21 protein-coding genes are annotated in these 18,559 nt (G+C 70.0%); 13 read left to right on the forward strand and 8 right to left on the reverse strand.

Annotation, left to right across the window (positions count from 1 at the left end; translation table 11 throughout):
* Positions 1 to 296: 296 nt before the first annotated feature.
* Both A9X05_RS23305 and A9X05_RS23310 read right to left on the reverse strand, forming a co-directional pair.
* The gene (locus A9X05_RS23305) at positions 297 to 1,226 is read right to left on the reverse strand and encodes an MBL fold metallo-hydrolase (RefSeq protein WP_067784285.1); all 930 of its coding nucleotides are present in this window, start codon (positions 1,224 to 1,226) and stop codon (positions 297 to 299) included.
* Complete coding sequence (locus A9X05_RS23310) at positions 1,223 to 1,669, reverse strand: PPOX class F420-dependent oxidoreductase (protein ID WP_067758209.1); 447 nt, start codon at positions 1,667 to 1,669, stop codon at positions 1,223 to 1,225. Before A9X05_RS23310 ends, A9X05_RS23305 begins: the two co-directional genes overlap by 4 nt.
* Positions 1,670 to 1,722: 53 nt before the next feature.
* Here A9X05_RS23310 and A9X05_RS23315 point away from each other — a divergent pair, with 53 nt between their 5' ends.
* From A9X05_RS23315 to A9X05_RS23330, 4 genes are read left to right on the forward strand one after another with little or no spacing between them, the layout of a single operon-like run.
* Positions 1,723 to 2,112, forward strand: coding sequence for a helix-turn-helix domain-containing protein (locus A9X05_RS23315; protein WP_067758211.1), 390 nt, complete (start codon positions 1,723 to 1,725; stop codon positions 2,110 to 2,112).
* A gap of 13 nt (positions 2,113 to 2,125) precedes the next feature.
* Positions 2,126 to 2,599, forward strand: a complete 474-nt coding sequence (locus A9X05_RS23320) for a VOC family protein (protein ID WP_067758214.1) — start codon at positions 2,126 to 2,128, stop codon at positions 2,597 to 2,599.
* A 60-nt stretch (positions 2,600 to 2,659) separates the two neighbouring features.
* Complete coding sequence (gene fadD11 / locus A9X05_RS23325; RefSeq protein ID WP_067784287.1) at positions 2,660 to 4,483, forward strand: fatty acid--CoA ligase FadD11; 1,824 nt, start codon at positions 2,660 to 2,662, stop codon at positions 4,481 to 4,483.
* Positions 4,480 to 6,372, forward strand: a complete 1,893-nt coding sequence (locus A9X05_RS23330) for a lysophospholipid acyltransferase (protein WP_067758220.1) — start codon at positions 4,480 to 4,482, stop codon at positions 6,370 to 6,372. The genes fadD11 and A9X05_RS23330 overlap by 4 nt, the downstream gene beginning before the upstream one ends.
* 31 nt (positions 6,373 to 6,403) lie before the next feature.
* Here A9X05_RS23330 and A9X05_RS23335 read toward each other — a convergent pair whose 3' ends face one another.
* Positions 6,404 to 7,489, reverse strand: a complete 1,086-nt coding sequence (locus tag A9X05_RS23335; RefSeq protein WP_067758223.1) for a GGDEF domain-containing protein — start codon at positions 7,487 to 7,489, stop codon at positions 6,404 to 6,406.
* A 71-nt stretch (positions 7,490 to 7,560) separates the two neighbouring features.
* On the opposite strand from A9X05_RS23335, the gene A9X05_RS23340 reads away from it, so the two are divergent.
* From A9X05_RS23340 to A9X05_RS23355, 4 genes are all read left to right on the forward strand, one after another.
* Entirely contained in the window at positions 7,561 to 8,079 is a 519-nt protein-coding gene (locus A9X05_RS23340; RefSeq protein WP_067758226.1) for a phenolic acid decarboxylase, read from the forward strand.
* Positions 8,080 to 8,117: 38 nt separating this feature from the next.
* On the forward strand, positions 8,118 to 9,359 hold the full coding sequence (locus tag A9X05_RS23345) for an HNH endonuclease signature motif containing protein (protein WP_067758229.1): 1,242 nt from the start codon (positions 8,118 to 8,120) through the stop codon (positions 9,357 to 9,359).
* Positions 9,360 to 9,455: 96 nt separating this feature from the next.
* Positions 9,456 to 10,019 (forward strand): arsinothricin resistance N-acetyltransferase ArsN1 family B, encoded by a 564-nt coding sequence (locus tag A9X05_RS23350; RefSeq protein WP_067758284.1) that lies wholly within the window; start codon positions 9,456 to 9,458, stop codon positions 10,017 to 10,019.
* Positions 10,020 to 10,062: 43 nt separating this feature from the next.
* Complete coding sequence (locus A9X05_RS23355; protein ID WP_067758232.1) at positions 10,063 to 10,836, forward strand: DUF6065 family protein; 774 nt, start codon at positions 10,063 to 10,065, stop codon at positions 10,834 to 10,836.
* 4 nt (positions 10,837 to 10,840) lie between these two features.
* Here the strand turns inward: A9X05_RS23355 and A9X05_RS23360 are convergent, their stop codons facing one another.
* On the reverse strand, positions 10,841 to 12,280 hold the full coding sequence (locus A9X05_RS23360; RefSeq protein ID WP_067784289.1) for an FAD-dependent oxidoreductase: 1,440 nt from the start codon (positions 12,278 to 12,280) through the stop codon (positions 10,841 to 10,843).
* On the reverse strand, positions 12,277 to 12,684 hold the full coding sequence (locus tag A9X05_RS23365) for a hypothetical protein (protein WP_067758238.1): 408 nt from the start codon (positions 12,682 to 12,684) through the stop codon (positions 12,277 to 12,279). Before A9X05_RS23365 ends, A9X05_RS23360 begins: the two co-directional genes overlap by 4 nt.
* Before the next feature lie 98 nt (positions 12,685 to 12,782).
* On the opposite strand from A9X05_RS23365, the gene A9X05_RS23370 reads away from it, so the two are divergent.
* The 4 genes from A9X05_RS23370 to A9X05_RS23385 are packed head-to-tail and all read left to right on the forward strand — an operon-like array spanning position 12,783 to position 16,035.
* A complete protein-coding gene (locus A9X05_RS23370) occupies positions 12,783 to 13,355 on the forward strand; it encodes a TetR family transcriptional regulator (RefSeq protein ID WP_067758242.1) in 573 nt (190 codons plus the stop codon).
* A gap of 9 nt (positions 13,356 to 13,364) precedes the next feature.
* A complete protein-coding gene (locus A9X05_RS23375) occupies positions 13,365 to 13,802 on the forward strand; it encodes a nitroreductase family deazaflavin-dependent oxidoreductase (protein WP_067758244.1) in 438 nt (145 codons plus the stop codon).
* Positions 13,803 to 13,840: 38 nt separating this feature from the next.
* Positions 13,841 to 15,124, forward strand: coding sequence for a threonine ammonia-lyase (ilvA, locus tag A9X05_RS23380; RefSeq protein WP_067758247.1), 1,284 nt, complete (start codon positions 13,841 to 13,843; stop codon positions 15,122 to 15,124).
* Positions 15,125 to 15,141: 17 nt separating this feature from the next.
* The gene (locus A9X05_RS23385) at positions 15,142 to 16,035 is read left to right on the forward strand and encodes a phosphatase PAP2 family protein (RefSeq protein ID WP_067758250.1); all 894 of its coding nucleotides are present in this window, start codon (positions 15,142 to 15,144) and stop codon (positions 16,033 to 16,035) included.
* On the opposite strand, the gene A9X05_RS23390 is transcribed toward A9X05_RS23385, so the two are convergent.
* The gene (locus A9X05_RS23390) at positions 16,016 to 16,678 is read right to left on the reverse strand and encodes a pyridoxamine 5'-phosphate oxidase family protein (RefSeq protein WP_067758253.1); all 663 of its coding nucleotides are present in this window, start codon (positions 16,676 to 16,678) and stop codon (positions 16,016 to 16,018) included. The two genes, A9X05_RS23385 and A9X05_RS23390, sit on opposite strands and share 20 nt — an antisense overlap.
* A gap of 35 nt (positions 16,679 to 16,713) precedes the next feature.
* Between A9X05_RS23390 and A9X05_RS23395 the strand changes: the two genes are divergently transcribed.
* Positions 16,714 to 18,042 (forward strand): aminotransferase class I/II-fold pyridoxal phosphate-dependent enzyme, encoded by a 1,329-nt coding sequence (locus A9X05_RS23395; protein ID WP_067784291.1) that lies wholly within the window; start codon positions 16,714 to 16,716, stop codon positions 18,040 to 18,042.
* Between the two features lie 12 nt (positions 18,043 to 18,054).
* Here the strand turns inward: A9X05_RS23395 and A9X05_RS31320 are convergent, their stop codons facing one another.
* A complete protein-coding gene (locus tag A9X05_RS31320) occupies positions 18,055 to 18,201 on the reverse strand; it encodes a hypothetical protein (protein WP_156670189.1) in 147 nt (48 codons plus the stop codon).
* Between the two features lie 52 nt (positions 18,202 to 18,253).
* The coding region (locus A9X05_RS23400; protein ID WP_156736923.1) for a DUF3459 domain-containing protein at positions 18,254 to 18,559 on the reverse strand (306 nt) is incomplete at its 5' end.

The following is an 18,559-nucleotide window of genomic DNA, read 5'->3' on the forward strand; positions in this document are numbered from 1 at the left end:
CACTCGGATGACCCCCGCGATGTTACGGTGGTCTTCGGGTTATGCACTCTCGCTTCTACTTTGAGGTAGCGATCGTGGCGAATTCTGTTATGGGCGACTTGGTCAGCCAACTGCGCGTCGCCCTTCACCGGTTGCAGGACTGGGCCTACCCGGACGAGATAACTCACGATCGCTACCTCAAAGTAGAAGCGAGAGTGCATAACCCGAAGACCACCGTAACATCGCGGGGGTCATCCGAGTGTGGGGAATCTGTGGACCGCCGCCGGTCACACCGTCGCGCCCCATTGTGCGGGGGGCTACGCGGACAACCCGAGCGCCGCCTCGTGGTCGTGGGTGGGGATGATCGTCACCGAGTGCCGGGCCAGGTGCAGTCGCTGCAGCGTCCGGAAGGCTTCCTCGCGGTCCTCGTCCACCAAAACACCCGGGTAACTCGACTTTTGGCGCACCTTCTCGATCTGCAACCAATGCCAGGCCGCGTCGCCGGCGATCAAGACCCACCCGCGCGCCGTGTGGGCGAGCACTCCGACGCTGCCGGGAGTGTGTCCGGGCAGGTCGACCAGGAGGACGGAGCCGTCCCCGAACAGGTCGTGGCTCCGGGTGAAGGTCAGCACCGGCGGCCCGTCGAGCTCGTAGTCGACGGCGGGCCGGCCGCGCAGCGAATCGCGAACGCCGCCGACCGGCGCCACCGGACCCGAATCGATCCAGTCCCGTTCGGTGCGGTGCAGATGAACCGGCAGATCCGGCAGGTCCAGCAGACCCGACACGTGGTCCCAGTGCGCGTGAGTCGGCAGGGCGAAGTCCAACGCCGGCGTCTCGGGCAGCCGGGTCAGGGCCGTGATCGTGGGAACCGTGTCGGCGGGCGGACGGACCGCGACGCGAAGCACCGCGGGTAGTTGGGCGATCGCGCGGCGCTCGACGTCGCGGCACACGGCCGGATCGACGATGAAGGTGGCGTCCGGGTGGGTGACGACGAACGACGTCATCGAGTTGTCGACGCGGGTGGGTGCGAAGGTGCCCTCGACGATTGCCGGGGTGGGCACCGAGCGCGGCACCTGGGGCAGCGCGACCACCGTTACGGTGCGCCGGGGCTCGGGCAGGCCCGCGTCGGTGACACCGCGGAGAAACCGGTCGTCGGGCCGCTTGGGACGCACCGCGCCCCAGACCAACCCGGTTGCGGCGGCGCAGCATTGGCGCAGGGTGGGGGAGCGGACCGGGTCGCGCGTCATGGCACCTCCACCCGGACGATGACGCTGTCGGCCCACACGCCGCGGTCGCGCGCGCGGCGCAGCTTCTCGCGCACGCACAAATCTTGGTGCACGTTCGTGACGCCCGGGACCTTGATCAGCGGCACGATGTTCCACTGCCAGCCGTAGCGGCGGTGCAGGAGGCGATTCGCCCGCTCGGCGTCGGGCCCCGCGAGGATGGTGGCGCGGCCCGCGACCGTCGTCGCGCCCGGGCGGACCCGGCCCCGATGGTCGCACGCGGTGAGTTCGACGTCGCCGCGCGCGGCCAACCGGTTGGTCTTCGGCCCGCGCTTGGTGCGGAACAGCAGCGCGCCGCCGTCCAGCCCGAACCAGATCGGGGTGTCGACCGGGGTGCCGTCGGGGCGAAACGATCGGAGCAGCGCGTAGCGCGCCGCGCCCAGTCCGTCGAGTGAATGTGTGTGCATGCCCCCAGTCAACGACTTAGAGTTGGCTCTAAGTCAAGCGTCGAGGAGGCCCGATGAGTGCTCGGCTCACGATCGGTGAGGTGGCGCGCCAAGCCGGCGTCGCGGCGACCACCCTGCGCTACTACGAACAGATCGGGCTGGTGCCCCCGCCGGGCCGGCTGGGCGGGCAGCGCCGCTACGACGATTCGGTGCTGGCCCGGCTCGAGGTGATCCGGCTCTGCAAGTCGGCCGGCTTCGCACTGGAGGAGATCCAGCTGCTGTTCGCCGACGACGCGCCGGGGCGGCCCGTCAGCCGGGCGCTGGCCGAATCCAAGCTGGCCGAAATCGATGCCCAGATGGAGGCGCTGGCCCGGGCCCGTGCCGTGATCGAATGGGGGATGCGCTGCACGTGTCCCTCAATCGACGCGTGCACGTGCGGGATTCACACCGCGCTGCCCGCCTGAGCAAAGGAGCTCCATGACCCAGCCCATCGCCGTGCGCAACTTCTCCCACGTCTGCATCGGCGTCTCGGACATCGAGGCGTCGCGCGCGTTCTACACCGCGGTGCTGGGCATGGACGTCGTCTTCGACGTCGAGCTCGACGGTGCGGGACTGGACTCGGTGACCGGCGGGGCCGCGCAACGGGGCCGCATGGTCGGCGGGCTGGTCGGCTCCGCGATGGTCGAACTGCTGTCGTTGGGCGCCGTCCCCGACTGCCCGAGCGGACCGCACCTGGGCTACACCAACGTCTCGTTCCGGGTCGACGACCTGGATGCCACCTACGACGCGGTGCGGCGCGAGCACCCCGGCGTGCGGGCGGAGCCGCCCGTCGACATCGGCGGGGTGCGGATGTTCTTCATCTACGACCCGGACGGCACACCCATCGAACTGCTGGAGTTGCCGGCCGGCATTTCGAGCACGGTGCAGCTCTGGCGCCCGGATCCGGCGTGATCCATTCCGCGTCTCCGATCGCGGACGTACGCTCACGAAGGCACAGCTGAGAGGACACCCATGACCACCGCCGAGCGTCCCGTCACCCTATGCGAGGCGTTCCAGCGCAACGCGTCGATCGATCCGGACGCCGTCGCGCTGCGCACCCCGGGTAACACCCAGACCATGACGTGGCGCGAGCTCGCGGCGCAGGTGCGCAAGGTGGCCGCCGGCTTGGCCGGCTTGGGCGTCGGGCCCGGCGACACGGTGTCGCTGATGATGGCCAACCGCATCGAGTTCTACCCGTTCGAGATCGGCGCCCAACACCTGGGCGCCACTTCGTTTTCCGTCTACAACACGCTGCCCGCCGAACAGCTGACCTACCTGTTCGAGAACGCGGGAACCCGGGTCGCGATCTGCGAGGAGCAGTACGTGGACCGCATCCGCGCCAGCGGCGCACCGATCGAGCACATCGTCTGCATCGACGGCTCGCCACCGGGCACCATGTCGGTCGACGACGTCTACGCCGCCGCGCGGGAGGGCTTCGACTTCGAGGCGACCTGGCGGGCGGTGCGGCCGGACGACGTCGTCACGCTCATCTACACCTCCGGAACCACCGGCAACCCCAAGGGGGTCGAGATGACGCACGCCAACCTGCTTTTCGAGGCGTACGCCCTCAATGCCGTCCTCCCGTCCCAGTTCGGTGACCGCGTCACGTCGTACCTGCCGACAGCGCACATCGCCGACCGGGTGATGGGCCTGTACGGCCTGGAGGTCTTCGGCGCCCAGGTCACCGTGGTCTCGGACGTCCGTGCCATCGCCGCCGCGCTGCCCGACGTGCGGCCCACGGTGTGGGGCGGCGTGCCGCGGGTGTGGGAAAAGCTCAAGGCCGGAATCGAATTCGCCGTCGCCAGCGAGACCGACGAGGTCAAGCGGCAGGCGCTGCAGTGGGCGATGTCGGTGGCCGGCAAGCGGGCCGCCGCCCTGGTGGCCGGCGAGCCGATGTCGGACGAGCTGGCCGCCGAATGGGCCCAGGCCGACGAGCTGGTGCTGTCGAAGCTGCGCGAGCGGCTCGGCTTCGGCGAACTCCGCTGGGCGGTGTCCGGCGCGGCCCCCATCCCCAGGGAGACCCTGGCGTTCTTCCTCGGCATCGGCATCCCGATCGCCGAGGTGTGGGGGATGTCGGAGCTGAGCTGCGTCGCCAGCGTCAGCCACCCTCGCGACGCGCGGTTGGGCACCGTCGGCAAGCTGCTGCCCGGGCTGGAGGGCAAGGTCGCCGACGACGGCGAGTTCCTGGTGCGTGGCCCGCTGGTGATGAAGGGCTACCGCAAGGAACCCGCCAAGACCGCGGAGGCCGTCGACGCCGACGGCTGGCTGCACACCGGTGACATCATCGAGGTCGACGACGAGGGCTACCTGAGGATCATCGACCGCAAGAAGGAGTTGATCATCAACGCCGCCGGAAAGAACATGTCGCCGGCCAACATTGAGAACACCGTGCTGGCCGCGTGCCCGATGGTCGGCGTGATGATCACGATCGGTGACGGACGGCCCTACAACGCCGCGCTCATGGTGTTCGACGCCGAATCGGTCGGCCCCTACGCGGCGCAGCACGGCCTGGGCGACGCGTCGCCCGCGGCGCTGGCGGCCCATCCGGAGGTCGTCGCCCGCGTCGCCGCGGGTGTGGCCGAGGGCAACGCGAAGCTGTCACGCGTGGAACAGATCAAGCGCTTCCGAATACTGCCGTCACTCTGGGAGCCCGGGGGAGACGAGATCACGCTGACCATGAAGCTCAAGCGCAAGCCGATCATGGCGAAGTACGCGAGCCAGATCGAGGAACTCTACGCGCCCGAACTCCACCCGGACGTGCACGAGCCGTCGGCGGCGACGGTGCAGCCGGCATGAGCGGGGGCCCGGGGACTACGGCCCGCGAGTTCGGTCGGGTCGGCGTGCGAAAGTTGCTGCAGCGCACCGGCGTCGTGGAGGAGGCGACGACACCGCTGACGACGGACCCTGCGGAGGTCGTCCAGCTGCTTGCGGCCCCGTGGTATGACGAGCGGCTGGGCGGCCTGGCCGACGAGCTCGGGCGCAACCTGGCCAGCGTGCGCGCCGAGGCCGCCGGCTACCTAAGGGAGATGGCGCCGTCGCTGGACGAGCGGGCGGTCCGGGCGTGGCGCAGCTTCAGTCGCTGGCTGATGCGCGCCTACGACGTCCTGGTCGACGAGGACCAGATCGCGCAGCTGCGCAAGCTGGACCGCAAAGCGACTCTGGCGTTTGCCTTTTCGCATCGCTCCTATCTCGACGGCCTGCTGCTGCCGGAGGTGATCCAGGCCAACCGGCTTTCCCCGGCGCTCACCTTCGGTGGCGCGAACCTGAATTTCTTTCCGATGGGCGCGTGGGCCAAGCGGACGGGCACGATTTTCATCCGGCGCCAGACCAAAGACATTCCGGTGTACCGCTTCGTGTTGCGCGCCTACGCCGCGCAGCTGGTGCAGAACCACGCCAACCTCACCTGGTCCATCGAAGGCGGCCGCACGCGAACCGGCAAGCTGCGGCCCCCCGTGTACGGCATCCTGCGCTACATCAGCGACGCCGTCGACGAAATCGACGGTCCCGAAGTCTATTTGGTGCCCACCTCGATCGTGTACGACCAGCTGCACGAGGTGGAGGCGATGACCACCGAGGCCTACGGCGCCACGAAGCGGCCCGAGGACTTTCGCTTCCTGATCCGGCTGGCGCGCCAGCAGGGGGAGCGGCTCGGGCGCGCCTACCTGGACTTCGGCGAACCGCTGCCGCTGCGCAAGCGCCTCGAGGAGCTGCGCGCCGAGGAGTCCGGGACGGGCACCGAGATCGAACGCATCGCGCTGGATGTCGAGCACCGGATCAACCGCGCCACCCCGGTCACGCCGACCGCGGTGGTTAGCCTCGCGCTGCTGGGTGCGGACCGGTCGCTGTCCATCAGCGAGGTGCTGGCCACCGTGCGACCGCTCGCCAGCTACATCGGGGCGCGGAACTGGTGCGTCGCCGGCGCCGCCGACCTGACGAACCGCTCGACCATCCGCTGGGCACTGCATCAAATGGTCGCCTCGGGCGTCGTCAGCGTGTATGACGCCGGCACCGAACCCGTCTGGGGCATCGGGGCCGAGCAGCACCTGGTGGCCGCGTTCTACCGCAACACGGCCATCCACATCGTGGTCGACCGCGCGATCGCCGAGACCGCACTGCTGGCCGCCATCGAGGACGCCGAGGGTTCGGTGGACGGCTTGGTGGAACCGACGACGGTGCGCGACGAGGCGCTGCGGCTGCGCGAGCTGCTGAAGTTCGAGTTCCTGTTCTCGGCGCGCGCGCAATTCGAGAAGGAGCTCGCCGACGAGGTGCGCCTGATCGGGCGGGTGGAGGACACCAGCAAGGCGGCCAACGCGGCCGACGTGCGTGGTCTGCTGGAGAAGGCCGACCTGCTGCTGGCGCACCTGGTGCTGCGGCCGTTCCTGGACGCCTACCACATCGTCGCCGACCGGCTGGCCGCCTTCGACGACGAATCGTTCGACGAGAAGGCATTTCTCGCCGACTGCCTCGAGGTGGGCAAGCAGTGGGAGCTGCAACGCAGGATCGCCAGCGCCGAGTCGAGGTCGATGGAGTTGTTCAAGACCGCGCTGCGGCTGGCGCGGCATCGGGAGCTGGTGGACGGGTTCTCCGACGTCGACGTCGCCCAGCGGCGCCGCGAGTTCGCCGACGAGATAGCCACGGCCGTCCGGCGCGTGAACACCATCGCGGGGCTGGCCGGGGCGCGCTAGGCGGGCTTTCTGCGGAGAGTGCCATTGCGCTTCAGCGCGTGGGCGGGACCGGCATGTCGGCATGGCGAACCTGGTTGCCGCCCGCGCGTTTCGCCTCGTACATCGCCAGGTCGGCCGCGTGGACCAGGCGCTCGATCACCTGCCGTTCGGTGCTTTCGCTTGGTGCCCGCAGTTGGATGCTGCTGACACCCAGGCTGGCCGTGACACCCCAGGGTGTCGCGGCGATCGCCAGCCGCATCGCTTCGGCGGTCTTGAGGGCTTCGGAAGTGCCGGCCATCTCGGCGACCAGGAATTCCTCCCCGCCCACCCGCGCGATGACCGTGCTGTCGTTGCCGATCCGCCGCAGGTTGTCGGCGACGGACACCAGGATGCGATCCCCGGTCGCGTGGCCGTGCGTGTCGTTGATCCGCTTGAAATTGTCGAGATCGGCCATCAGCACACTGAGGCACGAGGTGCGCCCGTCGGCGGCTACCAGTTTCGCGGCCGATCGGTAGAACCCCCTGCGGTTACGCAAGCCGGTGAGCGGATCGGTCGAGGATTTCAGAGCATCCACCGAAAGCCAGTGCACCAGTACCTGCCCGCAGAACGGCACCGCCAGGATCCCCGCGCCGAGCAACAGAAAGTTGGCCGCCGCCATCGATGCGTCACCGGACGTAGCGATACGCACGGCGCACGCCGCGGCCGCACCCAGGGCGGTGCCGAGCGTGAAGACCAGCAGGCGGGCGGAGTGACAAAACGCGACATAGCCCGCGAGGCCGCCGAATGCCGCGCAACTCAGCATCCCGCTGCGCGGGTCGGCCTCGGTCACGCACACGGCGGCGATACCGATCGTGCCCACCACCGAAAACACTTGTGATTCAACGCGCGAGGGCCACCGTCGCGCCCACACCAGCGCCATGCCCGCCAGGCAGGCGATGAACGCCACCGCCAGGCCGCCCCGCACCGGCGTCTGCATACCCGACGGGCTGTTCAGCATCAGCAACGTCGCCGCGATCAGGATGGACATGATGCCGACCATCAGGTAGCGGATGAATGGCTGCAATCCGCGCGCGCCGAGGTAGTCGGAGAACCAGTCGTAGTGGTCGGGCTGACGCCACCACGCGCCCATCCAGTGCATTCCGCGACGCCCCTAACCCGTACCTTCGACTACGTGATGCTACTGAGCGCCGACGGAGTCGGGAGCCGATTATGACCACCGTCGACAATCCCATTCCGCCGCAGGACTTGTCGGGGATCGTGGGATGCCGGTTCATTTACACCTACGCCAACGGCTGGCGCTACGAGATGTATGTCAAGAACGACCGCACCATCGACTATCGAATCCATTCCGGCCATGTCGGCGGACGGTGGGTCAAGGGTCAGGACGTCGACCTGGTGCAGCTCGACGACGACAGCTACAAGGTCTCCTGGACCGAGCCCACGGGCACGTCGGTGGCCGTCAACGTCATGCCCGGCAAGCGGCGAATCCACGGCGTGATCTTCTTCCCCCAGTGGATTCGCGAGCACGGCGAGCGCACGGTGTGTTTCCAGAACGAGCACCTCGACCAGATGCGCGCCTACCGTGATGAGGGACCGACTTACCCGATCTTCACCGTGCCCGAATTCGCATACATCACCCTCTTCGAGCGTGTCGGTGCCGACGACGAATCGGTGATCGACGTGGCCCCCGACCAGCTTCCACCGGGTTGGGCCGACCGCACCAATTGACGCCGAGATTTGTCGTACCCCCCTGCGATGATGAAGCCATGTCTTCGATCGCCTCGCCTCCCGCGGAGGTGAAACCTGTTGACCGTCTTGAGGTGTTGTTCGACGAGCTGGCGGAGCTGGCCGGTCAGCGCAACGCGATCGACGGCCGCATCGTCGAGATCGTCGCGGAGATCGAGCGTGATGGGCTGTGCGGCATGACCGGCGCGCGCTCGGTGCCGGCGTTGGTGGCCTGGAAGCTGGGGTTGTCCTCGACCACCGCGCACACGATCGCCACCGTCGCGCGCCGGGTCGAGGAGTTCCCACGCTGTGCGCAGAGCATGCGGGAGGGCCGGCTGTCGCTGGATCAGGTCGGCGTCATCGCGGCCCGGGCGGGCGATGGATCCGACGAGCACTACGCGGAGTTAGCCCGGGTCGCCACGGTCAACCAGCTGCGCACCGCGGTCAAGCTGGAACCGCGACCGGAACCCGACGCCCGGCCGCACGAGCAGCCCTCGATCACCAAGACCGCCGGCGACGAGTTCACTTGCTGGCGGATCAGACTTCCCCACCTGGACGCGGCGAAGTTCGACGCGGCGCTGGCGTCTCATCGTGACGCGCTGATCGCCGAATGGAAACACGACCGCGCCGAGGGTGCGTCAGACAGCGCGCCGCCCCTGCCTGGCACCGTCGAGGCGTTCATGCGGCTGGTCGAGGCCGGATGGGATGCCGAGGCGGCCCGCCGTCCGCACGGGCAGCACACCACGGTGGTGGTGCACGTCGATGTCGAGCAGCGCGCCGCCGCACTGCACATGGGTCCGCTGCTCACCGACGCCGAACGCCGATACGTGACGTGCGACGCCACCTGCGAGGTTTGGTTCGAACGGGACGGTGAGGTCATCGGCGCCGGGCGGGCGACCCGCCAAATCAACCGGCGGCTTCGCCGCGCACTCGAGCATCGCCACCCCACCTGCGCGGTTCCCGGCTGTGGCGCCACGCGCGGTCTGCACGCACACCACATCCGGCACTGGGAAGACGGCGGCCCAACGGAGCTGGCCAATCTGGTGCTGGTCTGCCCCTATCACCACCGGTTGCACCACCGGGGCGTCATCACGATCACCGGACCCGCCGACGACCTCGTCGTCGCCGACAGCTCGGGCCGACCGCTGAGTGCGGGATCGCTCGCCCGTGCGCCCGACCGTGCCCCGCCCGCCGTACCGCCGTGGTCCGGGCCCACCGGCGAGCGCGCCGACTGGTGGTGGTACCAACCCTTTCAGCCGCAGCCACCACCAAGCAACAACTAGGTTGGTTGGCGAACAAATGGCGGCTGGCTGCGCGGCGCCGAAGCCCCACCGCCGGTTCGCCGAGAAGGTGACGGGCAAGCTCTTCACATGATCCGAATGGCAACGCCGGAGGATGCGGACGCGATCTCCGACATTTATGCGCCGTATGTGCGCGACTCCGCGATCTCCTTCGAAGCGGTGCCGCCGACGGCCGAAGAGATGCGGTCGAGGATCAAGGCCACGCTGACCGACCTGCCCTGGCTGGTCATCACCCATGCCGACGCCGTCAGGGGCTATGCCTACGCAAGTCCGCACGGCGAGCGGGCCGCCTACCGCTGGTCGGTCGACGTATCCGTTTACCTCGACGCGTCACTGCAACGGAAGGGCAACGGCCGCCGACTGTACGCAGCTTTGTTCAATGTGCTTGCCGCTCAGGGGTACGTCAACGCCTACTCCGCCATCGTGCTGCCCAACCCGGCAAGTGTCGGCCTGCATGAGGCGGTGGGCTTCCGTCGCGTCGGCCTCTTCAATCGTGTGGGCTTCAAGAACGGAGCGTGGCGGGACATCGGCTGGTGGCATCGCCCGCTCGCCGATCCGTCCGCGCAGCCCGACGACCCGCGGCCGTGGTCGGACCTGCCGGCTCACACGCTCGAGGCCGCCCTCGCAGGGCACACTGGGTAATGGTTTGGGAAGGTCTGCGCAACCGGCGAATCGAGGGGAGTCGATGAGCGACAAGTCCGGAGGGCCCGCGCGCCCGCTGATCGCGTTCACCACCGCGGACAACGCGCCGCCGATCGCGCCCGCGCCCATCAGTCGGCCGTGGATGTCGCGGCTGCGCAATGGTTGGCCTAACCGGTGCCTACCGATCCTGATCGCGAACCAGAGTGGTTGGGAGCTGCGCAACCCGTGCGCATTCACCGCGACCTGGATGGGCGGCGACGACAGCATGGGGGTCATCATCGCGCCCGACCGGCGCGACCCGGGTCAGCTGTTGCCGTTCAGCCACTTCGGTCACGGCATCCTGACCTGGCACCTGCCGATGCTGTTCCGCACCCCGCCCGGTTACAACCTGTTGGTCCGCGGGCCGGCGAACTATCCGAAGGACGCGGTGTCTCCGTTGGAGGGCATCGTCGAGACCGACTGGGCCACATCGAGTTTCAGCATGAGCTGGCAGATGACCCGCAAGATGATGCCGGTGCGGTTCGAGGTCGACGAGCCGATCTGCATGATCGTCCCGCAGCGCCGGGCCGAGCTGGAGGAGTTCGCGCCGGAAATCAGGCCGATCGACTCCGACGAGGAAGTGCGCCGTAAACACGAGTTCTTCCTGCGCTCACGCAACGAGCTGGGTCAGGCGCAGGCGGCGACCAACACCGAACTGGGCGAAAAGGTGCCGTGGCAGGGCGACTACACCCGCGGCAAGCACGCCGACGGCGAACCCGGGGCGCCCGACCACCAAACGCGCGTCCACCTCCGCCCGTTCGTCGACACGCGGCGATAGGCCATCACCCCGCGCGTACCGCGGCCGGCCCAGGGATCCGGGCCGGCGCCTGGGCGGACGGCCCCGCCCAGCCGATGTACCCGTCGGGGCGCACCAGCACGGCCGGCCCGCGGTCGGTCCGCTCGGCCTGCAGCATCCCGGGCGCCTCGACCGGTGGGGCACTGCGTTCGCGCACCAACACGAAGCCGCCGGTGCGCTGCAATTCGGTCAACCGTCCCTCGACGAGGGGGATCTGGGTGGCGCGGGTGCCGACCAGGCCGTGCCGGCCGTAGCGCAGCGTCGTGCCGGCGAAACTGCCCGCCACCCTGTCCCGAACCGACGGAATCCGAAGCAGCCTGGGCGCCAACAGGTTCGGCAACCATCGGGCGCCGCGCGGATGGAGAGTCGCGGCACGGGCCATCAGTCCGGACTGCAACACCACGCGCTTGCCGATCGGGTGGCGTTCGGTGTGGTAGCTGTCCAGCAGCGCCTCGTCGGCGCCGCCGAGCACCGCGTCGAGCTTCCAGGCCAGGTTGGCGGCGTCCTGAATGCCGGTGTTCATGCCCTGACCGCCCATCGGGGAGTGCACGTGCGCGGCGTCGCCGGCCAAGAACACCCGCCCATGCCGGTACCGCTCGACTTGCCTTTCGTCGCAATGGAACCGGGACTTCCAGCCCACCTCGACGACGCCGTGGTCGGTGCCCATGCCGCGGGCGAGCACGTCGACGATCTCGGCGTCGGAGACCGGTTCGCCGTCGGGTACTTGATGCGCGCGGTCCCAGACCATGGCGCGATACCAGGAACCGCCCGCTCGGTCGTAGGGAGCCAGGAAGGCCAGGAGGTCGCCGGGGGCGGCGACCGTGAGGCCGCCACCGGCGGGCCCGTGCGCCAGCCTGACGTCTGCCAGCACGATCGACGTCAGCACCGTCTTACCGGGGAATGCGGCGCCCACCAGCCGCCGCACGGTGCTGTGCGCGCCGTCGGCGCCGACCACGTACCGCGCCCGCCACGTCAGCCGGTGGGCCGGATCGTCGTCGTCCTTGGGGCGGGCGGTGACGGTCACGAAGTCGGAGTCCTGGCGGAGCGCGACCACCTCGATGCCGCGCCGGATCTCGGCACCCTCGGCCACCGCGTAGCGACGCAGCGCCGCATCGACGTTGGTCTGCGGGGTGATCAACACGAACGGATAGGGGGAGTCGAGGTGGGTCAGGTCGATCTGCGCGCCGGCGAACAGTCGCACGCCCGGTGCGCGGTGCCCGCGCGCCAACAGGTCGTCGGCCAGGCCGCGCGCGTCGAGCACTTCCAGCGTGCGCGCCATGGTGGCGAACGCGCGGCTCGCCGGGTTCTCCGTGGGCCAGCGGTCCAACACGGTGACCGACCGCCCGGCGCGGGCCAGGTCGCCCGCGGCGGTCAGGCCGGTGGGGCCGGCCCCCACCACCAGGACGTCGACTTCGTGGGTCGTCATCGCGCCGCCCCCTCGGGCTGCGGGTACCAGCGGCGGATGTCGCCGGGCGTGGACTGCGCTGCGCGGTTGAAGACGAATCGGCAGCCGGGTTGGGTCGCGTGCGCCGCGTTGACGATCGACTCGAACAGCAGCGTGTTGTCGGCTACCAACCGGATCCCGGCCCCGATCAACACCGCGTCGTAGCGCTTGGCCTGAAGCCACCGGCGGGCCTTGTCGGCGCCGGCCGTGCCGAAGTCGATCAGACAGTTGTCGACCTCGTAGCCGGCGGCACGCAACGCCGCGACGTTGTCGTCGTTGGCCGTCCGCAACACTTCCCTCGAGAGGCCCGCGAACTGCGCGAAATCCGGCGACGAGCAGTCGACCACGTCGGGATCGAGCCCGATCTGGATGACGGACACGGTCATGAGTAGGACCTCCCCGGAGTTGAGTTCAACAGTTGTTGAACTCAACGGTAGGCCCGGGGTGCTGGCTGTGTCAACAGTTGTTGAATACAATCGGGACCATGCCCGCGAAGACGCGCGACGGGAAGGTCACCCGCGAAACCATCCTGCGCGCCGCGCGCGCCCAGTTCTCCACGCACGGCTTCGAGCGCACCACCATCCGCTCGATTGCGTCGGAGGCCGGCGTGGACCCCGCGCTGGTCATGCACTACTTCGGCAGCAAGGCCGATCTGTTCGCCGCCGTGTCGCGGCTCGAGGTCAGGTTTCCCGACCTGTCCGGCGTCGCGCCCGAGCGCCTCGCGGACGTGCTGGTTCCCCTGTTCGTCCAGGTTTGGGACCCGCACGGCTCCTTCCTGCCGCTGCTGCGCGCGGCCGCCACCAATCGCACGGCCGCCGACACCCTGCTGGCCGTGTTCGTCGAGCAGGTCGCCCCGGCGCTGGCCAGCGTCACCCCCGACCGCGCCGCCGAGCGGGCCGCGCTGGTGGGCTCACAGGTGCTCGGAATCGCGATGGCGCGCTACGTCGTCGGGGTGCCGGCCCTGGCCGAGCTGGACGACGCGGCGCTGACCGAATGGGTACGCCCGGTGCTCGCCCGCTACCTGACGGGCCCGGCGCCCCCGGCTTCCCCGGCCTAGAGTTGGGGCATGCCACTTTCTGGGGAATACGCGCCGAGCCCATGGGATTGGTCCCGCGAACAGGCCGAGAAATACGAGCAGTCCGGCGGGACCGAGGCCACCGACATGAAGGGCAAGCCCATCATCGTGCTGACCACGGTCGGGGCGAAGACGGGCAAGCTTCGGAAGACCCCGCTGATGCGGGTCGAGCACGACGGCGAGTACGCGATCGTCGCGTCGCTGGGCGGCGCCCCCAAGCACCCCGTCTGGTACCACAACGTCGTCAAGAACCCCCGGGTCGAGCTGCAGGACGGCGGCACCACCCGCGAGTACGACGCGCGTGAGGTGTTCGGCGACGAGAAGGCGGTTTGGTGGGAGCGCGCCGTCGAGGCCTGGCCCGACTACGCCGAATATCAGAAGAAAACCGACCGCCAGATCCCGGTGTTCGTGCTCACCCCCGTCGGCTGAATTCCTGTGTTGACCGGCTGGCATGGCACCATTGACCAGTGTCCGCCGAACTGAGCCAGCACCCGCACGTGCCGTACGTTTGCGGGTCTGACATCGACACCGCGGCGAAGCGGATCGCCGCGGTGGTCACGCCGACCCCGCTGCAATACAGCGACCGGTTGTCGGCGATCACCGGCGCGCAGGTCTACCTCAAGCGGGAAGACCTGCAGGTGGTGCGCTCCTACAAGCTGCGCGGGGCCTACAACCTGCTGGTGCAGCTGTCCGACGAGGAGCTGGCCGCGGGGGTCGTGTGCTCGTCGGCCGGCAACCACGCGCAGGGCTTCGCCTACGCGTGCCGGACGCTGGGGGTGCACGGGCGCGTCTACGTGCCCGCCAAGACGCCGCAGCAGAAGCGCGACCGGATCCGCTACCACGGCGGGGAGTTCATCGAACTGATCGTCGGCGGAACGACGTACGACCTGGCCGCCGAGGCCGCGTTGGCCGACGTCGAACGCACCGGCGCCACGCTGGTGCCCCCGTACGACGACCTGCGCACCATCGCCGGTCAGGGCACCATCGCCGTCGAGCTGCTCGAGCAGCTCGACGAGGAGCCGAACCTGGTCGTGGTTCCCGTCGGCGGTGGCGGTTGCATCGCCGGCATCACCACTTACCTGGCGGAGCGGACGACGAACACGTCGGTGCTGGGCGTCGAGCCGGCCGGGGCCGCCGCGATGATGGCCGCGCTGGCCGCCGGCGAGCCGGTGACGCTGGATCACGTCGACCAGTTCGTCGACGGCGCCGCGGTGCGCCGCGCGGGCACGCTGACCTACGCCGCGCTGGCGGCCGCCGGTGACATGGTGTCGATCACCACGATCGACGAGGGCGCGGTGTGCACCGCGATGTTGGACCTGTATCAGAACGAGGGCATCATCGCCGAGCCCGCGGGCGCGCTCTCGGTCGCGGGACTGCTGGAGGCGGACGTCGAACCGGGCTCGAGCGTGGTGTGCCTCATCTCCGGCGGCAACAACGACGTCTCACGCTACGGCGAGGTGCTCGAGCGGTCGCTGGTCCACCTCGGCCTCAAGCACTACTTCCTGGTGGACTTCCCGCAGGAGCCGGGCGCGCTGCGCCGGTTCCTGGACGAGGTGCTGGGCCCCGACGACGACATCACGCTGTTCGAGTACATCAAGCGCAACAACCGCGAGACCGGCGAGGCGCTGGTGGGCATCCAGCTGGCCTCGTCGGCCGACCTGGACGGCCTGCTCGCGCGGATGCGGGCGACGGAGCTGCACGTCGAACGCCTCGAGCCGGGTTCGCCGGCTTACCGCTACCTGTTGTTCTAGGGCCCGGGCCGCGCTGCATGGACCAGCAGTATGGCCCCGGTGCTGGCGGGTTCGGCCTGGTCGGCGCCGGCATCGTGGTTCTGCTCGTGCTGCTTGCGTGGGTGGCGGTTCGGGTCGCCCGACGCGGACCCCCGTTCCGGACGCTCTGGGTGAAGGTGTCCAAAACGCTGACCCGGGCCCGTGACCGGATCAGCGACCGAGGGTGGTCGCTGGCCCGTCGGTGGTCGGAGAGCGAGGTCGCCGGTGCCGCATTGCTGCTCGGGCTGGCCGTGGTCGTCGCGCTTGCGGTCGGCTTCAGCGAGATTCTCGAGGACGTGCTCGAGGGCGACGGCATCGCCGGAATCGACCAGCCGGTGACTCGTTGGCTCGCAGCCCACCGTGAATTGTGGCTGACCGCCGCGTTGCGGGCGATCACCATGGCGGGCGGACCCCTTTTCCTGACGGCGATCGCGTTCCCGATCTCCGTTGCCGCTGGTTATCGGAGCAGGTCGTGGCGGCCCGTGGTGCTCGCGCTGGTCGGCGGCGGTGTGGTTCCGCTGGTCCTCTTCACCGCCAAGGCCCTGGTGGGTCGGCCACGGCCGCCCTTTCCCTTCGCCCTCGTCGACGCGGACGGGTATTCGTTTCCGTCCGGGCACGCCACCGGCACCGCCGCGATCATGGTGATCTCCGCGTGGATGCTGACGCGGTGGCTGATCATGCGGTGGACCGGGCGGGTGGTCGTGTGGACGGTCGCGATCGGCTCGGCGTTCCTGATCGGGTTCTCGCGGATCTACCTGGGAGTCCATTACGTCAGCGACGTGCTCTCCGGCTGGATGTTGGGCCTGGCCTGGGCCGGCACCGTCATGCTCGTCGGAACCTGGTGGGACGACAGCCGGCGCGCGCGGGTGGGCCTCAGCCCCTTCGCTCGCTGAGGTACGCCGGCACCGGCAGCGCAGGATCGAGGTCCGAGGCCGGCACCGGCGCACCGGCCGTCACGCTCAGCGGCACCACCCCCGCCCAGTGCGGCAGCGCGCAATCCTCCGGATCGTCCACCGGCCCGCCGCCGCGCACCTTGGCCGACACCTCCACCAGGTCGAGGGCGAGCACCCCCGTCGCGGCCAGCTCGCGCGGATTCGGCGCCCGGCAGTCGGCGGCGCGCCCGGGCGCGATGCGATCGAGCAGGCCGGCGAGCGCCCGCAGTTTCTCCGCCGCGTCATCGACCACACGCGCGGTGCCGAGCACGACGACCGAGCGGAAGTTCACCGAGTGGTGCATGGCGGCGCGCGCCAGCACCAGCCCGTCGACCAGGGTGACGGTGACGCACACGGGCAGGCCCGAGGGCGCCGCGCCTGCCGCGAGCAGGGGGCCGCTGCCGGTCGAACCGTGCAGGTAGAGGGTCTCGCCCAGGCGGGCATGGGTGGTCGGCAGGACCACCGGCCGGCCGTCGCCGAGGTAGCCCAGGTGGCAGATCAGCGCCTCGTCCAGGATGCGGTGGACGGTCTCGCGGTCGTAGCGCGCGCGCTCCCGGTAGCGGGTGGGCGTCGTGCGCGGTGTGGGCTGGTATCCGGCGGTCATGGCGCCTACCTTTGTTCTAGTACATAATCGATTGCGTGCCAGTACAAAACAGCATAACCGGGACCGGTGCCGATTCCATAGCCGCCAGCATCGAGGAGGCCATCTCGGCCGGCTCGCTGGCGCCCGGCGACGCGCTGCCGCCCGTCCGCGACCTCGCCGCCCAGCTCGGCGTCAACGCCAACACCGCGGCCGCGGCCTACCGCCTGTTGCGGCACCGCGGGGCGGTGGAGACCGCCGGCAGGCGCGGCACCAGGGTGCGGCAGCGCCCGGCGACCACGCCACGATCCCTGCTGGGGCTCGACGTCCCCGCCGGGGTGCGCGACCTGTCGACCGGCAATCCCGACCCCGCCCTGTTGCCCCTGGCGGGGGCGTCGCTGCCCGGCCCGGTCGGGGGCCGCCCGGTGTTGTACGGGGAGCCGGCCATGTCGGCGGCCTTGGTGGAGTTCGCCCGGGCGGCGCTGTCCGCCGATGGTGTCCCGGCCGAGCACCTCGCGGTGACCAGCGGCGCGCTCGACGGCATCGAGCGCGTGCTCACCGCGCACCTGCGTCCCGGTGATCGGGTCGCCGTCGAGGACCCGGGCTGGGCCAACCTGCTCGATCTGCTTGCCGCCCTTGGGCTTTCGGCCGAGCCCGTTCGGGTCGACGACGAAGGGCCATTGCCCGCCGACCTGGCGCGGGCGCTGGACCGCGGGGTGCGCGGGTTGATCGTCACCACCCGCGCCCAGAATCCGACGGGGGCGGCGTTGTCCGCGGGCCGCCGCGACGAACTACGAAACCTGTTGGTGCGCCGGGCCGCTGACCTGCTGGTGGTCGAAGACGATCACTGCGCGGGCATTTCGGGCGCGCCGCTGCACACGGTGGCGGGCGTGACCGAGCGGTGGGCCTTCGTGCGGTCGGCGTCCAAGGCGTACGGCCCGGACCTGCGCGTGGCCGTGCTGGCGGGGGATCGGCGCACCGTCGAGCGCGTGCACGGCCGCCTGCGGCTGGGGCCGGGCTGGGTCAGCCATCTGCTGCAGGACCTGGCCGTCAGCCTGTGGTCCGACCCGGCGGCCGCGCGCCTGGTCGCCACGGCCGAGCGCAGGTACGCCGACACCCGCCGGCGGCTGGCGACCGCGCTGGCCGAGCGCGACGTCGCCGCGCGTGGCCGCTCCGGACTCAACGTGTGGATCCCGGTGCCCGACGAGACCGTCGCGATCACCCGGTTGCTGGGCGCGGGCTGGGCCGCGGCGCCGGGCACGCGGTTCCGCATCGGCACGCCCCCAGGCATCCGCGTCACCATCGCGGACCTCGGCGCCGACGAGATCGACCCGCTGGCGGACGCGATCGCCGAGGCGGTGCACGGCGCGGGCCGCCCCAGCGTCTAGCCGAGGGTCAGATTATTCGGTGCGCCCGAGGCCGGGGCCGGTCCACAACAGCTCCACGCTGCGTTGTGGCGGCGCCTCGTGGGGCGGGACGAGCGGAGCCGAAACCGGCTGTTTCTTCCTCAGCAAGCCGATCCACCGGCCGAACACGGATTGATCCATGGGCGAATCATCGGCGGTCGCGCGCCGGGCCGCGCACCGTTGTCCACAGGCGTCAGCGCTGCTCGCCCACCGCGAGGATGGCGAGCGAATGCCCTTCGAGCACCGTCTTGTCGGCGTCGACCGCGGGGTCGCCCCAGGCCAGCACCACGTCGCCGGCGACGGGCACCGTCGCCGCCTCGGCGCCGAGGTTGCACACGATGCGCAACCGGCCGCGGGACACGCTGATCCAGCGTTGCTCCTCGTCGAAGTCGACGGCGAGGTGCGCCAGCCACGGATCGGCGAGGTCGGGGTCGCGGTGCCGTAACGCGATCAGGTCGCGGTAGAACCGGTGCAGCCGGCCGTGCTCGCCGGAGTCCAC

The organism is Mycobacterium sp. E3298 (assembly GCF_001666895.1).
In the GTDB taxonomy this organism is placed as follows: Bacteria; Actinomycetota; Actinomycetes; order Mycobacteriales; family Mycobacteriaceae; genus Mycobacterium.

Excerpts from the sequence above, each read along its gene's own strand:
- A9X05_RS23305 (WP_067784285.1), bottom strand. The coding sequence starts at position 1,226 with ATGACGCGCGACCCGGTCCGCTCCCCCACCCTGCGCCAATGCTGCGCC.
- A9X05_RS23310 (WP_067758209.1), bottom strand. The coding sequence starts at position 1,669 with ATGCACACACATTCACTCGACGGACTGGGCGCGGCGCGCTACGCGCTG.
- A9X05_RS23315 (WP_067758211.1), top strand. The coding sequence starts at position 1,723 with ATGAGTGCTCGGCTCACGATCGGTGAGGTGGCGCGCCAAGCCGGCGTC.
- A9X05_RS23320 (WP_067758214.1), top strand. The coding sequence starts at position 2,126 with ATGACCCAGCCCATCGCCGTGCGCAACTTCTCCCACGTCTGCATCGGC.
- fadD11 (WP_067784287.1), top strand. The coding sequence starts at position 2,660 with ATGACCACCGCCGAGCGTCCCGTCACCCTATGCGAGGCGTTCCAGCGC.
- A9X05_RS23330 (WP_067758220.1), top strand. The coding sequence starts at position 4,480 with ATGAGCGGGGGCCCGGGGACTACGGCCCGCGAGTTCGGTCGGGTCGGC.
- A9X05_RS23335 (WP_067758223.1), bottom strand. The coding sequence starts at position 7,489 with ATGCACTGGATGGGCGCGTGGTGGCGTCAGCCCGACCACTACGACTGG.
- A9X05_RS23340 (WP_067758226.1), top strand. The coding sequence starts at position 7,561 with ATGACCACCGTCGACAATCCCATTCCGCCGCAGGACTTGTCGGGGATC.
- A9X05_RS23345 (WP_067758229.1), top strand. The coding sequence starts at position 8,118 with ATGTCTTCGATCGCCTCGCCTCCCGCGGAGGTGAAACCTGTTGACCGT.
- A9X05_RS23350 (WP_067758284.1), top strand. The coding sequence starts at position 9,456 with ATGGCAACGCCGGAGGATGCGGACGCGATCTCCGACATTTATGCGCCG.
- A9X05_RS23355 (WP_067758232.1), top strand. The coding sequence starts at position 10,063 with ATGAGCGACAAGTCCGGAGGGCCCGCGCGCCCGCTGATCGCGTTCACC.
- A9X05_RS23360 (WP_067784289.1), bottom strand. The coding sequence starts at position 12,280 with ATGACGACCCACGAAGTCGACGTCCTGGTGGTGGGGGCCGGCCCCACC.
- A9X05_RS23365 (WP_067758238.1), bottom strand. The coding sequence starts at position 12,684 with ATGACCGTGTCCGTCATCCAGATCGGGCTCGATCCCGACGTGGTCGAC.
- A9X05_RS23370 (WP_067758242.1), top strand. The coding sequence starts at position 12,783 with ATGCCCGCGAAGACGCGCGACGGGAAGGTCACCCGCGAAACCATCCTG.
- A9X05_RS23375 (WP_067758244.1), top strand. The coding sequence starts at position 13,365 with ATGCCACTTTCTGGGGAATACGCGCCGAGCCCATGGGATTGGTCCCGC.
- A9X05_RS23385 (WP_067758250.1), top strand. The coding sequence starts at position 15,142 with ATGGACCAGCAGTATGGCCCCGGTGCTGGCGGGTTCGGCCTGGTCGGC.
- A9X05_RS23390 (WP_067758253.1), bottom strand. The coding sequence starts at position 16,678 with ATGACCGCCGGATACCAGCCCACACCGCGCACGACGCCCACCCGCTAC.
- A9X05_RS31320 (WP_156670189.1), bottom strand. The coding sequence starts at position 18,201 with ATGGATCAATCCGTGTTCGGCCGGTGGATCGGCTTGCTGAGGAAGAAA.